This is a genomic window from Bacteroides graminisolvens, assembly GCF_963666085.1.
Lineage (GTDB): Bacteria > Bacteroidota > Bacteroidia > Bacteroidales > Bacteroidaceae > Bacteroides > Bacteroides graminisolvens.
On record NZ_OY762556.1, the window covers coordinates 2,020,529 to 2,034,313 of the forward strand.

Annotated in this window: 12 protein-coding genes and 1 tRNA gene; 4 read left to right on the forward strand and 9 right to left on the reverse strand. The window is 39.7% G+C overall.

What is annotated here, in order from left to right:
- Positions 1–36 precede the first annotated feature (36 nt).
- Positions 37–1,497, reverse strand: coding sequence for an aminoacyl-histidine dipeptidase (locus tag ACKPCE_RS08280; protein ID WP_319504822.1), 1,461 nt, complete (start codon positions 1,495–1,497; stop codon positions 37–39).
- A gap of 241 nt (positions 1,498–1,738) precedes the next feature.
- Between ACKPCE_RS08280 and ACKPCE_RS08285 the strand changes: the two genes are divergently transcribed.
- From ACKPCE_RS08285 to ACKPCE_RS08295, 3 genes are all read left to right on the forward strand, one after another.
- Positions 1,739–1,972: a hypothetical protein gene (locus ACKPCE_RS08285; RefSeq protein ID WP_024997163.1), complete on the forward strand. Its 234-nt coding sequence runs from the start codon at positions 1,739–1,741 to the stop codon at positions 1,970–1,972.
- Between the two features lie 28 nt (positions 1,973–2,000).
- The gene (locus tag ACKPCE_RS08290; protein WP_024997164.1) at positions 2,001–2,612 is read left to right on the forward strand and encodes an OmpH family outer membrane protein; all 612 of its coding nucleotides are present in this window, start codon (positions 2,001–2,003) and stop codon (positions 2,610–2,612) included.
- A gap of 224 nt (positions 2,613–2,836) precedes the next feature.
- Complete coding sequence (locus tag ACKPCE_RS08295) at positions 2,837–3,625, forward strand: DUF4382 domain-containing protein (RefSeq protein ID WP_319504823.1); 789 nt, start codon at positions 2,837–2,839, stop codon at positions 3,623–3,625.
- A 52-nt stretch (positions 3,626–3,677) separates the two neighbouring features.
- Here the strand turns inward: ACKPCE_RS08295 and ACKPCE_RS08300 are convergent, their stop codons facing one another.
- Positions 3,678–4,016 carry a hypothetical protein gene (locus ACKPCE_RS08300; RefSeq protein ID WP_024997165.1) on the reverse strand — a complete coding sequence of 113 codons (339 nt, stop codon included), beginning with the start codon at positions 4,014–4,016 and terminating at the stop codon, positions 3,678–3,680.
- The gene (locus ACKPCE_RS08305) at positions 4,013–4,330 is read right to left on the reverse strand and encodes an FtsB family cell division protein (protein ID WP_024997166.1); all 318 of its coding nucleotides are present in this window, start codon (positions 4,328–4,330) and stop codon (positions 4,013–4,015) included. The genes ACKPCE_RS08300 and ACKPCE_RS08305 overlap by 4 nt, the downstream gene beginning before the upstream one ends.
- Before the next feature lie 124 nt (positions 4,331–4,454).
- Between ACKPCE_RS08305 and ACKPCE_RS08310 the strand changes: the two genes are divergently transcribed.
- Entirely contained in the window at positions 4,455–6,305 is a 1,851-nt protein-coding gene (locus tag ACKPCE_RS08310) for a DNA polymerase III subunit gamma/tau (protein WP_319504824.1), read from the forward strand.
- 73 nt (positions 6,306–6,378) lie between these two features.
- On the opposite strand, the gene ACKPCE_RS08315 is transcribed toward ACKPCE_RS08310, so the two are convergent.
- The 6 genes from ACKPCE_RS08315 to rho form a co-directional block, all read right to left on the reverse strand.
- Positions 6,379–6,457 (reverse strand) — tRNA-His (locus ACKPCE_RS08315).
- Positions 6,458–6,530: 73 nt separating this feature from the next.
- The gene (locus tag ACKPCE_RS08320; RefSeq protein WP_319504825.1) at positions 6,531–7,619 is read right to left on the reverse strand and encodes a CapA family protein; all 1,089 of its coding nucleotides are present in this window, start codon (positions 7,617–7,619) and stop codon (positions 6,531–6,533) included.
- 99 nt (positions 7,620–7,718) lie between these two features.
- Positions 7,719–8,609: a bifunctional methylenetetrahydrofolate dehydrogenase/methenyltetrahydrofolate cyclohydrolase FolD gene (gene folD / locus ACKPCE_RS08325; RefSeq protein WP_024997169.1), complete on the reverse strand. Its 891-nt coding sequence runs from the start codon at positions 8,607–8,609 to the stop codon at positions 7,719–7,721.
- 16 nt (positions 8,610–8,625) lie between these two features.
- The gene (ffh, locus tag ACKPCE_RS08330) at positions 8,626–9,942 is read right to left on the reverse strand and encodes a signal recognition particle protein (RefSeq protein ID WP_319504826.1); all 1,317 of its coding nucleotides are present in this window, start codon (positions 9,940–9,942) and stop codon (positions 8,626–8,628) included.
- 72 nt (positions 9,943–10,014) lie between these two features.
- Complete coding sequence (locus ACKPCE_RS08335) at positions 10,015–11,337, reverse strand: MATE family efflux transporter (protein ID WP_319504827.1); 1,323 nt, start codon at positions 11,335–11,337, stop codon at positions 10,015–10,017.
- A gap of 103 nt (positions 11,338–11,440) precedes the next feature.
- Positions 11,441–13,501, reverse strand: coding sequence for a transcription termination factor Rho (gene rho / locus ACKPCE_RS08340; RefSeq protein WP_319504828.1), 2,061 nt, complete (start codon positions 13,499–13,501; stop codon positions 11,441–11,443).
- Positions 13,502–13,785: the final 284 nt, after the last annotated feature.

Genomic DNA, 13,785 nt, shown 5'->3' on the forward strand with positions numbered 1-13,785 from the left:
AATAACCTTTCAGAATTGTACAATCAGTATGCTGTTTTATTTCTTGGTCGGAACATTAGCCAAAACATCAAGCAAATGGTTCCAGAATTTCTCAACTGATGGAATATGCATTCGCTCGTCCGGTGAGTGCACTCCTGTTAATGTGGGTCCAAAAGAAATCATGTCCAGCCCGGGATATTTATCAAGGAAAAGGCCACATTCCAGTCCGGCGTGAATGGCTTTCACCTTCGCATCAACTCCAAAGAGGCGTTTGTAAGAGGCTACTGCAATTTCCAGAATTTCAGAATGAGGGTTTGGTTTCCATCCCGGATAACCTTCGCCGAAGGAAACGCGTGCTCCTCCTAGTTCAAAAGCTGCTCTTACAGTGTTGGCCATGTCATTTCTGGCTGAAAGGATAGAACTGCGTTGGCTGGTTTCTATTTTGATCTTCTTACTGTCTATCATTTTTATAGATGCCAGATTTGTTGATGTTTCAACTAAACCCGGTATGTCCTGACTCATTGCATATACCCCATGAGGCACTGCATAAAGCGTTTTCAGTAAACGTGAAGAAGTATCTTGGTCTATAGCCATTTTGCGAGGTGTTTCCGATTGAAGAGTCAACTTTAAGTCCGGCTCGGAAACAGCAAATTCATTTTCAATATCTGCTATGAAAATATTGAGGTCAACACGAACCGGCTCTTTGGCATCATGAGGCACAGCACATATAGCATAAGCCTCTCTGGGAATAGCGTTACGAAGATTACCTCCGTTTACTTCACAGATATACATATCATACTTCTTGGCAGTCTGACTTAAGAAACGGTTCAGGATCTTGTTGGCATTTCCACGACCTAAGTGAATATCACCGCCTGAATGACCGCCTTTTAAACCCTTTACATCAACACGGAAAAAGAAATATCCGGTAGGAACAGGCACTTCACGATAGTGAAACTCACCTACAGAGTCTATTCCGCCGGCACAACCTATGAAAAGTTCGCCTTCATCTTCAGAGTCGAGATTCAACAATATGTCACCACTCATAAAGCCTTCTTTCAGGGCAAATGCACCGGTTAATCCTGTTTCCTCATCAATGGTAAATAAACATTCTATGGGACCGTGTTCAATGTCATTAGCAGCTAGTATCGCTAATTCGGTAGCTACCCCAATTCCATTATCAGCACCCAAAGTTGTTCCTTTCGCTTTTAACCATTCACCGTCAATGATCGTTTCAATGGGATCGGTAAGGAAGTCGTGTTCAACATCATTATTCTTCTCACATACCATATCAACGTGTGATTGTAGAACCACAGTCTTTAAATTTTCTTTTCCGGGTGTAGCAGGTTTCTTTATTAATATATTACCCGCCTCATCTTTTTTAATCTCAAGCTTTTGTTCAGCTGCGAAGTTTTCCAGATAAGATATAATTTTCTCTTCTTTTTTGGAAGGCCTAGGGACCTTGCATATTTCGCTGAAATAATAAAATACTGATTCAGGCTTTAATTCTGATAGTTCCATTTTTTTTCTTTTTGGGTTTGTAATTGAAGTTAAAATATAACAATTATAAGTTCATAATGTTCTTTTCTCTCTTTTTTTATGTATCCTTGCAAAAGGATAAATGAATTGTGGTTATTAACCGAATATTGCTAAATATGGTTAAATATGCAGGTTTGCGATAAACCATTTTCTTTTTTTTATCCATAAAAAGGATGTATAATCGGGGCAAAAGTCTATATTTGCACCCACAAAATTAATAGAAATGCTCAATACAATACTGATTACTCTGTTAATAGTTGCAATATGCCTTATTTTATTAGGCATCAATGTTTTTTTTGTGAAAGGTGGTAAGTTTCCAAACGGCCACGTTAGCGGAAACAAAGCTTTAAGAAATAAAGGAATTAGCTGTGCACAATCTCAAGATCGTGAGGCACAAAGTAAACCCCGCTTTTCTTTTAGTGATGTGGAGCGAACCTTAAACGATAGTATGAATTAATTAATTAAAAACAACAATATTACAAGTTATGAAGAGAACAAACTACCTCATTAACGGAGTTGCGGCTGTTGCAGTGATGTTTTTATTTGCTCAGTGTGCGGGTAAAACTGAAGACAAAACTGGAGGGGCAGCTTCTGGTGGAGCTGTGGCTACTACGAATATGAAAATTGCCTATGTTGAAATTGATACATTATTAACTCAATATAATTTCTGGAATGATTTGAATGAGGCAATGATGAAAAAGGAAGAGAATATCCGTGCCACATTGAATCAAAAGGCCAGAGAACTTGATGGAGAGGCTCAGGAGTTCCAACGTAAATTACAAAACAATGCTTTTGTAAGTCGTGAAAGAGCTGAACAAGAGCACGCTCGCCTTACAAAGAAACAGCAAGATCTACAAGAGTTGCAGAATAGGTTGACCAATGAGTTGGCTGCTGAAAATCAAAAAAACAGTTTGCAACTTCGTGATTCAATCAATGCTTTCCTGAAGGAATATAATAAAACGAAAGGCTATAGCATGATTATAAGCAACACAGGATTTGATAACTTGCTTTATGCTGATAGTGCATTCAACATTACTAAAGAGATTGTTGAAGGATTGAATGCAAGATATACTCCTGCTTCTGCAGCTAAGAAATAGTATTTCCTATATTATTTAGGTAATAAGGCAGCAAGACATTTATTGTTTTGCTGCCTTTTGTTGTTTTGCAAATATTCCATAATTATCCTAAAAGAGCCTACTGACTTGTGTGGAACTTATAATAAATAGTATATATTTGTATTGAATAGACGCCCAAGATGCCATGTTTTATCTTTAATCAGTAAAATATGGTATAGCTAATTTATTAACCAAACTTTACGTGTATGAAAACAAATTTCATTTCTTTTATCTGCGTGCTCGCAGCATTTGGGTTATATTCTTGTGACAGTGATAACTCAAATAAAGGTACTGCCACGGTTGGCTTCTATTTGACAGATGCCCCTGCTACTGAAGGTATTAAATCCGTTAATATTGATGTTCAGTCTATTACTTACTCTTTAGATGGTGAGAAATGGGAATCACTTAATGTTGAACCGTTTGAAATAGACCTTCTTAAATTCTCAAATGGGAAAGATTCTTTGCTCTCAAATATCCAATTAGAGGAAGGAGTGAAGGTTCAACAAATCAGATTGACTTTAGGTGATAACAATTATTTGGTGTTAGAAGACGGTACTTCTGTTGAACTAAAAACTCCTAGTGCACAACAATCCGGATTGAAGTTTAATGTGCATTCTGTAGCTGAATTAACAAGCGGTTATAAGACTGTAATTGACTTTGATGCGGCGCGTTCTATTGTAAAACAAGGAAATGGCACTTATTCATTAAAACCTGTTATTCGTGCTTACATAGAGGCAAATACTTCTTTTATTTCGGGCTATATTGTTCCGGCCAACGAAATGATGAGAGTTTTCACTGTGACAAGTCAAGGAGATACTATTTCAACGCTTTCTGATACAACTCAAAATAATTTCTTTATGCTTCACGGCTTGTTCAGTGGGTCGTATGATCTGAAAGCTCAAGACCTTGCTACAAATGAGATTCTGACTATTCGTTCAGGGCTAAATCTGATAGGTGGTACTGATATGCCTCTCGGTGAGGTTTCGGTAGAATAGTTCAAAGTGAGAGTATGTTTATCTGTTAAATAAGTAAAGGAGCCAAAGAATGTTATTGTTCTTTGGCTTCTTCTTGTGGTATGCGAAAGGAAGTGTATAATTCTAGTACAGCTGCAATACATAAACAAGCAATCCACTCGTTTCCGCGGGTTGTGAACATGAAGATGCCGGACATGATTAGCATCAAAGCTCCCAAAATTTGCTGTAAACGAAGACGCTTTATTATTTTATTCGTTCCTTGATAGGGGGTATTTATTTGGGCTATAGCAAACAGGCCTGCACCAATAATATAAATATAAGGAGATAGGAACCAACCGGTGATATAAAAGGCTGCTCCGGCCAATGTCATAATTCCACCTACCATCATGAGCCCTTGAACTATCTTTTTCATTCTTTTTCTGTTTTGTTTTCTTCTTCGAATACGTAAATGTCCTCGTTTGGCTTTTTCATAAAATACCGTTCACGAGCAATGCGCTCAATTGCTTCAGGATTAGTAGTGAGTTCATTTAGTCGCTGAGTACTTTCCTCATACTCTTTACGATATTGCTCTATTTCTTCGTGCAAACGATTTATTTCTCTGGCATAACCCACACGCCTTACCATGCTGTTTTCATCTAAAAAGCCGATTATAATAGCAAAGACCAGCGTTGCTATCAGGTATTTATGTCTTCTGATGAATCCCCAAATTAATAATAATCTGCTCATGGTATCTCTACGAATTCGAATTGATAATTGATTATGCAAAGATAAAACTTCTATCTTAAAACCTACTGTTACAGTCTTTTTTTTATGTATATTTGCAAAAATAGAAAATAGAGAATCCCTGGTTATGGATAATTATATTGTTTCAGCTCGTAAATACCGTCCTGCTACCTTTGAATCTGTAGTAGGCCAAAAAGCACTTACCACAACATTAAAAAATGCTATTGCAACACAAAAGTTAGCCCATGCTTACTTGTTTTGTGGACCTCGTGGAGTGGGAAAAACTACTTGTGCACGTATTTTTGCTAAAACAATAAACTGTTTGCATCTCACTCCTGAAGGAGAAGCCTGTAATGAGTGTGAATCATGCGTTGCATTTAACGAACAAAGATCTTATAATATTCATGAACTGGATGCGGCTTCCAATAATTCGGTTGATGATATCAGGCAGTTAGTGGAGCAGGTTCGTATCCCTCCACAAATTGGTAAATATAAAGTATATATTATAGATGAGGTTCACATGCTTTCGGCATCAGCTTTCAATGCTTTCTTGAAAACATTGGAAGAACCTCCTCATCATGCTATCTTTATTTTAGCTACTACTGAAAAACATAAGATTCTGCCTACCATCTTGTCACGTTGTCAAATTTATGATTTCAATCGAATCACTGTTGAAGATACGGTTGAACACCTTTCATATGTGGCCCGACAAGAAGGGGTTCATTTTGAACCTGAAGCGTTGAATGTTATTGCCTTAAAGGCTGATGGAGGAATGCGCGATGCTTTATCTATCTTTGATCAGGTTGTAAGTTTTACCGGTGGAAGTATTACTTATAAAAGTACTATCGAAAACCTAAATGTGCTGGATTATGAGTATTATTTTAAGCTGACAGATTCTTTCTTGCAAAATAACATAACCGATGCGCTTTTATTATTCAATGATGTGTTGAATAATGGGTTTGATGGTAATCATTTTATAAACGGATTAGCATCACATCTGAGAGATTTGATGGTTTGTAAGGATGTTGCTACGGTTGCCTTGCTTGAAGTTGGTTCCAGTATTCGTAAGCGATATCAGGATCAGGCGCAAGTGTGTCCGTTGCCATTCCTTTATAAGGCGATGAAATTATGTAACGATTGTGATTTGAATTACCGAATCAGTAAGAATAAACGCTTATTGGTTGAGCTTGCTCTTATTCAAATTGCTCAAATAACATCCGGTGAATCAGATGACGACGCTCATGGGCGTAGCCCTAAGCAAGTCATAAAGCCCGTTTTTAGTTCGTCAGGAACACCTGCTCAACCTGCTCAATCAGGTGCGAATGCGTCGGTTGTGGCGCCAAAGTCTTCTGTGCAGCAGCCAGTTGCGACTCAGGTTTCGTCTCCTGTTGTTGGGGAGACTGCTCCCAATCAGGCTGTATCAGCTTCTGTGCGTGAGAGTCAATCTTTATCGGATGTGCTGACTAAGGCTAGTCAACGCACAGAAAGCAAAGTTCCTTTAATGAAAGGTTCCTCAATCGGACTGTCTATCAAGAAAATGCAGAGTGATAGTGACTCGGATAAGGATGATACTAATTCCTCTCATGATGTCGAATTATCGGCTACCGTACAGAATATGCCTTTTGATGAGGAGAATGTAAATTATTACTGGAGGGCTTATGCTGCTCAGTTGCCACTTGAACACAAGGCTTTTGCCATGCGTATGCAAAACATCAAGGTTGTGAAAACGGGCGAAACTTCTTGTGAAATTGTAGTAGATAATGAGTTGACTAGCAAAAACTTTACTGATTTTATTCCTCAGATACTTGCTTATATTAGAACTCAATTGAATAATAATGCTATAACAATGAGTGTTCGTGTGAGCGAGAGTAATGAGAATGTGAAAGCTTTTGGTAAGGTAGAACGCTTTCAAATGATGGTGCAGAAGAATAGCGCTTTACTTGATTTGAAGAATGAATTCGGATTGGAATTTTATTAGTAGATTCTAATCCAACTTTATATACCAATAAAAAAAGGATTGCTTGTTTAACAAGCAATCCTTTGTATTTTTATGGGGGTGGAAGACGGGGCTCGAACCCGCGACCTTCGGAACCACAATCCGACACTCTAACCAGCTGAGCTACATCCACCATGTCGCTTTTCTAATGCGGTGCAAAGATACGTATTATCTTTTATTCTGCAAATATTTAAATAGATATTTTAGCTAAAAATTATATTCGCTTATTCCATGATTGTGCTTGTTGAAAAGCTTTTCGGTGCTTTTCGTAAAGAGAATCAGGCGATTACGTGCTTCCATGGGCAAGGTTGGAGGAATGTTTCTTACCGGAATTAGTTTGTGATTTTTTTCACGGGTAAGAATAGGGCGTCCTACCCAAATAAGACTATATCCACTATTGCTTAAATAAGTAATGCTGTCTTTGGTTAATTCCAGTTTCAACATAAGTCCACCGTCGGTGTTGGGAGCCGACATATTAGAAATGTAATTTCCCAGCGAATAAGCAATTACGTTTTTCTGTTGGCTGAGGCTGTCAGTTTGAACTACAATAGGTTGAACAACGTGTGGATGTGACCCGATTACGTGGCTTACACCTTGCTTGATTAGCCACATTGCCATTTCCTTTTGCGCATTGCTGGGAATTTGTTTGTATTCTTCACCCCAATGCATGCAAGCAATAATCACGTCCACCTTTTGGGCGCGTGCTAATTCGATGTCACGACTAATTGCTGTTTTATCAATGTAATTCACGACATTTGAACCTGTTGTTTTAAATCCATTGGTTCCATAAGTATAATTCAGCAAAGCAATGCGTATGCCTTTTTTCTCGAGAATCAGTGGATATCGTAAACTTTTAATTTGATTGTTTTGATATGTCCCGGCGTACGGAATACCCAGCGAATCAAGTTTGGCAATGGTTCTTTCCAATCCTTTTTGTCCCCTGTCCAGACAATGATTGTTGGCGGTCAGTAATACATCAAAACCGGCATCCCGTATGGCATAAAGAAATTCATCGGGAGCACTGAACTGCGGATAACCTTTGTAGGGTTTGCCTCCCAGTGTTACTTCAAGATTACCGATGGCAATGTCTGCACTGTCAATCTCGTCTTTCACTAATTTGAAACAAGCTGAATAATCGTAGCCCTGAGGAGTTCGCGCTGCATCAATTTGTCCCTGATGTTGCATCAGATCGCCTACGAATAATAAGGTTACTTTGTCTTTTGTCTCTTGGGAGTTACTGCTACAAGAACAAAGTAACAACAAGATGAATAAAGGGAAGGAGGGCGTTTTTATCATAAAAGAAAGATTTATTAAGGTCTAAAATGCAGGTTTGGTACGCAGGAATTAAAAAGCAGCACTCCTTTTTCTAAGAAAAGAATGCTGCTTCCATTTGATTTATTTATAGATAGCCTTTTTACCGGCTAACAATGTATTCTTCATGAGCGATACAATGGTCATGGGACCCACACCACCCGGAACAGGAGTTATAAAAGCGCATTTGGGTGCAACTTCATCAAACCTCACGTCGCCCGTCAGCTTGAATCCTGACTTTGTTTTGTCAGAGGGTACACGTGTTGTTCCTACGTCAATAATCACAGCTCCTTCTTTTACCATATCAGCTGTAACAAAGTTAGGTTGCCCCAACGCAGCGATAATAATATCCGCTTCCTGGCATTCTTTAACTAAGTCGCGTGAGCGGCTGTGACATACAGTAACAGTTGCATCACCCGGATAACCTTTCTGCATCATTAGAGCAGCCATTGGTTTGCCCACAATGTTGCTTCGTCCAAGTACGACACATTTTTTTCCGGAAGTTTCAATCTGATATCTTTTCAACAGTTCGATAATTCCGTTGGGAGTAGCCGAAACGTAGCAAGGCAGTCCGATTGACATTCTGCCCACATTGATGGGGTGAAAACCGTCAACATCTTTTCTGTAATCAATGGTTTCAATAACCTTCTGTTCTGAAATGTGATCGGGCAGAGGAAGTTGTACTATAAAACCGTCAACATCATTATCTGCATTCAGCTCACGTACCTTTTCCAAAAGCTCTTCTTCAGTTACATCGCTTTCATAACGAATGAGCGAAGATTTGAATCCGCATGCCTCACATGCTTTTACTTTTGCTGCAACGTAAGTCTCGCTACCACCGTCATGTCCAACCAAAATAGCTGCCAAGTGGGGGCGCTTGCCACCGTTTGCCACCATTTCAGTTACTTCTGCTGCTATCTCTTGTTTTACTTGTTCCGAAATAGCTTTTCCATCAATTAATGTGTAGTCTGCCATTGTTATATATAGTCTATTATCGTTTTAATTTAGGCATCGTTTTGCTTCCTCCCGTAATCATTTTCATCATTTTCCGGGTCTCCTCAAACTGTTTCAAAAGGCGGTTTACATCTTGAATGTTTGTTCCGCTTCCCTTGGCAATTCTGGTACGTCTTGAACCGTTGAGAAGTGCCGGGTTAGAACGTTCTAGGGGAGTCATCGAATAGATAATGGCTTCAATGCTTTTGAACGCATTATCGTCAATATCAATATCTTTGATTGCTTTTCCTACACCCGGAATCATGGAAGCCAACTCTTTAAGGTTACCCATTTTTTTGATCTGTGCAATTTGTGTCAGGAAGTCGTTGAAGTCGAACTGATTTTTTGCAATCTTTTTGTGTAAACGTTTGGCTTCTTCTTCATCGTACTGCTCTTGGGCGCGTTCAACAAGTGAAACAATGTCACCCATTCCCAAAATACGATCTGCCATACGTTCGGGGTGGAATTGATCAACTGCATCCAACTTTTCACCCGTACCTACAAACTTGATGGGTTTATCAACTACGGTACGGATTGATAGAGCCGCACCACCACGTGTGTCACCATCGAGTTTGGTTAATACCACGCCGTCAAAATTCAATCTTTCATTGAATTCTTTGGCTGTGTTAACCGCATCCTGACCAGTCATAGAGTCAACAACGAAAAGAATTTCTTGCGGATTAATAGCTTCTTTGATAGCACTAATCTCGTTCATCATCTGTTCGTCAATAGCCAATCGGCCGGCTGTATCCACAATTACCAGGTCATAGCCTTTGGCTTTGGCCTCTTTAATTGCATTTTGTGCAATGGATACGGGGTCTTTGCTGTCGAGTTCGCAATACATGGGTACGCCTACCTGCTCAGCCAATACACGTAACTGTTCGATAGCTGCAGGACGATAAACGTCACTAGCTACAACCAATGGGTTTTTCCCCTTTTTGGTTTTGAGCATGCGTGCCAGCTTACCGGTAAAGGTAGTCTTACCCGAACCTTGCAATCCGGACATCAGAATAACAGCAGGCTGTCCTTTCAGGTTTATTTCTGCCGTTTCACCTCCCATTAACTTCGCTAATTCGTCGTGAACGATTTTAACCATCAACTGACTAGGCTTTACAGCAGTCAATACGTTTTGTCCGAGCGCTTTTTCCTTAACGGTATCGGTGAAATTCTTAGCAACCTTGTAGTTAACATCGGCATCTAGCAATGCTTTACGAACATCTTTCAGCGTTTCTGCAACATTAATTTCGGTGATTTTTCCCTCACCTTTCAGAATCTTAAACGACCTCTCAAGTCTTTCGCTTAAATTATCGAACATATATCTAAATCAAATTATTAATTATCTTTATTTGGGTACTTAAGGGTGCAAATGTACAAAATATCCATTTATTTATATCTTTTTATTTTGCCATTTTGCTTTTTTCAGATAAATATAACTACCTACAAGGAGTAATACATAGTATAAAATTTCTGTTGTGAAACAAATCTCAACCGGAGCTTGCCATGCAATAGCAACTATGAAAACATAACCGATGTAAATGACCAGTGTTATTGTTTCGAGCATAAGAGCAGAGCGTGTATTCCCTGTGCCCGATATACTGCTGAATAGAATATTTGACACTGAAGCCACTAACATGGCTATTCCAATAACTAAAACAGAAGCACCCGATTCATTAATTAACTGCACCTCGTTTGTGTAAATAGCCAGAACCTGCTCTTTGAACAATACGATAATGCCCACGGATACCAGCATGATAAGGAATGACATTCGGCTAATTTTACCAATCAAAGGCATCACCTGAGGCAATTTACCCGACCCGATGGTGTTACTGACTAAACTGTTGGCTGTTGTTGCCAACGAGCTGACCGGTATCATCATTACAATATAGATACTTCGCACAATGTTGGCTATGGCCAAATCTCTTTGTCCTAAACGTTCTACAGCGGCAAAGAATGCAAACCACGTAGCCATAGAGAGAAAATATTGAAGCATGGTAAAGCATGATATATTCAATATTTGTGTGAGCAATTTTAAATTGAAAGTACGAAACTGGTTCAAACCGTATTTCTTAAAATCAACAGTCACATAGGTGTAAATCAGGAAGAATACTATAGATGAGGCCTCGGCTATGACCGATGCAATAGCTGCACCCGCTATGCCCATTTCTGGGAATCCGAAGTTTCCGAATATCAATGCATAGTCTAAAACCACATTCGTAAGAGCCATAACAATAGCATTGATAGTAAGCACCTTCGTTTTGGTTACTCCGATATAGAATGCACGGAACATCACATTGATAAATGAAAAGAAGAAACCGAATACACGCCAATACAGATAATCCATTGTCGCATCAAAGATTGTATCCGATGACACAATAAAATGCATGATATCCTCTCCGAATACACGTGTAAACAGAAACATGAATAGGGCTGCCGCCAAAAGGAAGATGACTCCCTGAATCATGACAGGCCCCACTTCGCTATGTCGTTGTTCACCGTTGCGACGGGCAATCATTATTTGAGAACCCGTGCTGAATCCGAAAGCTACGGTGAAGATGCAGATATAAAACAATCCGCCCATAGCCGATCCTCCCAGAGCCACTTCGCTTACCCTTCCAAGGAAAGCTGTGTCCGTTACATTGATAATGTTTTGTGCCAGCAGGCTTAATACAATTGGAAAACTTACGTTCCAAATTTGTTTGTTGGTATACATAAAATCGGTTGTTCTCTTTTGTAATCTCAAAGTCTGTTTTACTGAAAAAAAAGAGCGAAACATGGTATCTTGTTCCGCTCTCTTGTTACTGATTCGTTTCGGATTAGCTATTCATGCTCATCAAAAACTCATCGTTATCTCTTGTCTTTTCCAAGCGGTCTTTTACAAAATCCATAGCCTCAATCGGGTTCATATCCGACAGGTATTTGCGTAGAATCCACATGCGGTCAAGCGTTTGTTTATCGAGTAGCAAGTCATCACGTCGGGTGCTCGATGCTACGATATTAACAGCAGGGAAGATGCGTTTGTTAGATAAGTTACGATCCAATTGCAATTCCATGTTACCGGTTCCTTTGAATTCTTCAAAGATAACTTCGTCCATTTTAGAGCCGGTATCAATCAATGCAGTAGCTAAAATGGTGAGTGAACCTCCGTTTTCAATGTTACGGGCAGCTCCGAAGAATCTTTTAGGTTTATGCAATGCGTTGGCATCCACACCACCAGACAATACTTTGCCCGATGCAGGCGAAACCGTGTTGTAAGCACGTGCCAAACGAGTGATTGAATCCAGGAAGATGACTACGTCGTGACCACATTCTACCATTCTTTTGGCTTTTTCAAGTACAATACCAGCAATTTTCACATGACGTTCTGCAGGCTCGTCAAATGTAGAAGCAATGACCTCAGCGTTAACGCTGCGCGCCATGTCGGTAACCTCTTCAGGACGTTCATCAATGAGTAGCATGATCATATAAACTTCCGGATGGTTGGCTGCTATAGCGTTGGCAATGTCTTTTAATAGAAGCGTTTTACCCGTTTTAGGCTGAGCAACGATTAGTCCACGTTGACCTTTTCCTATCGGAGCAAACAAATCAACTACACGAGCAGACAAAGAGTCCGAATATCCACCTTTGCATAATTTGAACTTCACATCAGGGAATAAAGGAGTGAGGTGTTCAAAAGGAACGCGATCACGTACAAAGTTGGCATCACGTCCGTTGATCTTAGAAACCTTTACTAGCGGGAAATACTTTTCACCTTCTTTGGGCGGACGTATAACCCCCTCTACGACATCCCCTGTTTTCAAACCGAAAAGTTTGATTTGAGACTGCGATACATAAATATCATCCGGAGAAGAGAGGTAATTGTAGTCAGATGAACGAAGGAATCCGTAACCATCTTGCATGATTTCGAGAACACCAATTCCCGTCAGAATATCATCAAACTCATAAGCCTTTTCCGGAGCTTTTCTTTCCGGCATCGGTGCATTTTCGCTTTGAGGAGCTCTTTGTGGTTGCGGACGTTGCTGATTATTGTTGCTTGCCTGCGCATTGTTTGCGGGACTGTTGCCGCCCTGATTGTTCGGTTGATTAACCGGACGTACAACCTTGGGTTGTTGCTTATTCGGTTTGCGATCCTGCGAAGATATAGCTTCAGGCTTTGTTGATTCTACTTTAGTAGCTTCAAATTTGCCTAATAGCTCGGTTGGTAATTCAAATCTTTCAGAAGGAAGTTCTTCAATAGGAATGAAATCATCTTCAACTTCGAAAAGATCGGGAGTCTCTTTCTTTACAGGAGCAGGAATTACTTTTTTGATTGGTTGAGCTATTGGCTCAGTTGGTGTAACTGCTTTTTTTGCCTCTACAGGAGCGGTAATGACTTCATTACTTTCTTTCTTGGCAGGGGTGTTACGAGAATTCTTGCGTGATTTTGACGCTTCAGCGTTTGCAGTTGTTTTAGTTGCTTTTTCTGTTGAAGCAGCGGGTTTGGCTGTTGCAGTAGAGGAAGCGGTTGCCGGAGTGGCTGTTTGTGGAGTAGCGGGTGCAGCAAGTGTAGCAGGTTGCGTGGGTGTTTTAACTGTTTTTGAAGTAGTGTTGGCTGCTTCTGGACGAGTAATTTCCCCATTTTTGGAGGCAGAGAAAACTTTGTCAGCTGTTTCCTTTTTTACACTGACCCGTGAGCGCTTCTTTTTGTCATCTTTGCGCTCCTCTTTTATTTTGTCGGCTGCAACTTTTTTGGTTGCTCCAGCTATGGCTTGCTCATCTAAAATCTTGTAAACCAGTTCTTCTTTTTTTAGAGAATCAGTTTTTTTGAGGCCTAATTCTTGGGCAATAGATTGCAATTCCGACAAACTTTTGTCGTTAAGTTGAATGATGTTATACATACGTATAGGTAATTTTTTTATTATTTTTTTCGCTTAGAGTGCATAACATGGCTACGACTATCGGTCAAAAGCGATGTGGCACAAGCGTTATTTTATGAATTCGGGATAATTACTATTGAATTGGGATTTATGTTTTCGTTTCCCTGATTAGGAGTTCACAGAGAATTTCAACGGGGCAAAGGTAATGATTTATTTTGAAACAAATAAATAAATGCTATTTTTTATTTGCAAAAACAATAAATTTTAAATAAGAGGAGAGTTTTAAGCCCTTTTTTAAGCCTATT

What these genes read in the sequence shown, in the direction of transcription:
- ACKPCE_RS08305 (WP_024997166.1), bottom strand. Translation starts at nt 4,330, where the DNA reads ATGAGCAGATTATTATTAATTTGGGGATTCATCAGAAGACATAAATAC.
- ACKPCE_RS08310 (WP_319504824.1), top strand. Translation starts at nt 4,455, where the DNA reads ATGGATAATTATATTGTTTCAGCTCGTAAATACCGTCCTGCTACCTTT.
- ACKPCE_RS08335 (WP_319504827.1), bottom strand. Translation starts at nt 11,337, where the DNA reads ATGTATACCAACAAACAAATTTGGAACGTAAGTTTTCCAATTGTATTA.
- ACKPCE_RS08280 (WP_319504822.1), bottom strand. Translation starts at nt 1,497, where the DNA reads ATGGAACTATCAGAATTAAAGCCTGAATCAGTATTTTATTATTTCAGC.
- ACKPCE_RS08320 (WP_319504825.1), bottom strand. Translation starts at nt 7,619, where the DNA reads ATGATAAAAACGCCCTCCTTCCCTTTATTCATCTTGTTGTTACTTTGT.
- ACKPCE_RS08285 (WP_024997163.1), top strand. Translation starts at nt 1,739, where the DNA reads ATGCTCAATACAATACTGATTACTCTGTTAATAGTTGCAATATGCCTT.
- rho (WP_319504828.1), bottom strand. Translation starts at nt 13,501, where the DNA reads ATGTATAACATCATTCAACTTAACGACAAAAGTTTGTCGGAATTGCAA.
- ffh (WP_319504826.1), bottom strand. Translation starts at nt 9,942, where the DNA reads ATGTTCGATAATTTAAGCGAAAGACTTGAGAGGTCGTTTAAGATTCTG.
- ACKPCE_RS08300 (WP_024997165.1), bottom strand. Translation starts at nt 4,016, where the DNA reads ATGAAAAAGATAGTTCAAGGGCTCATGATGGTAGGTGGAATTATGACA.
- folD (WP_024997169.1), bottom strand. Translation starts at nt 8,609, where the DNA reads ATGGCAGACTACACATTAATTGATGGAAAAGCTATTTCGGAACAAGTA.
- ACKPCE_RS08290 (WP_024997164.1), top strand. Translation starts at nt 2,001, where the DNA reads ATGAAGAGAACAAACTACCTCATTAACGGAGTTGCGGCTGTTGCAGTG.
- ACKPCE_RS08295 (WP_319504823.1), top strand. Translation starts at nt 2,837, where the DNA reads ATGAAAACAAATTTCATTTCTTTTATCTGCGTGCTCGCAGCATTTGGG.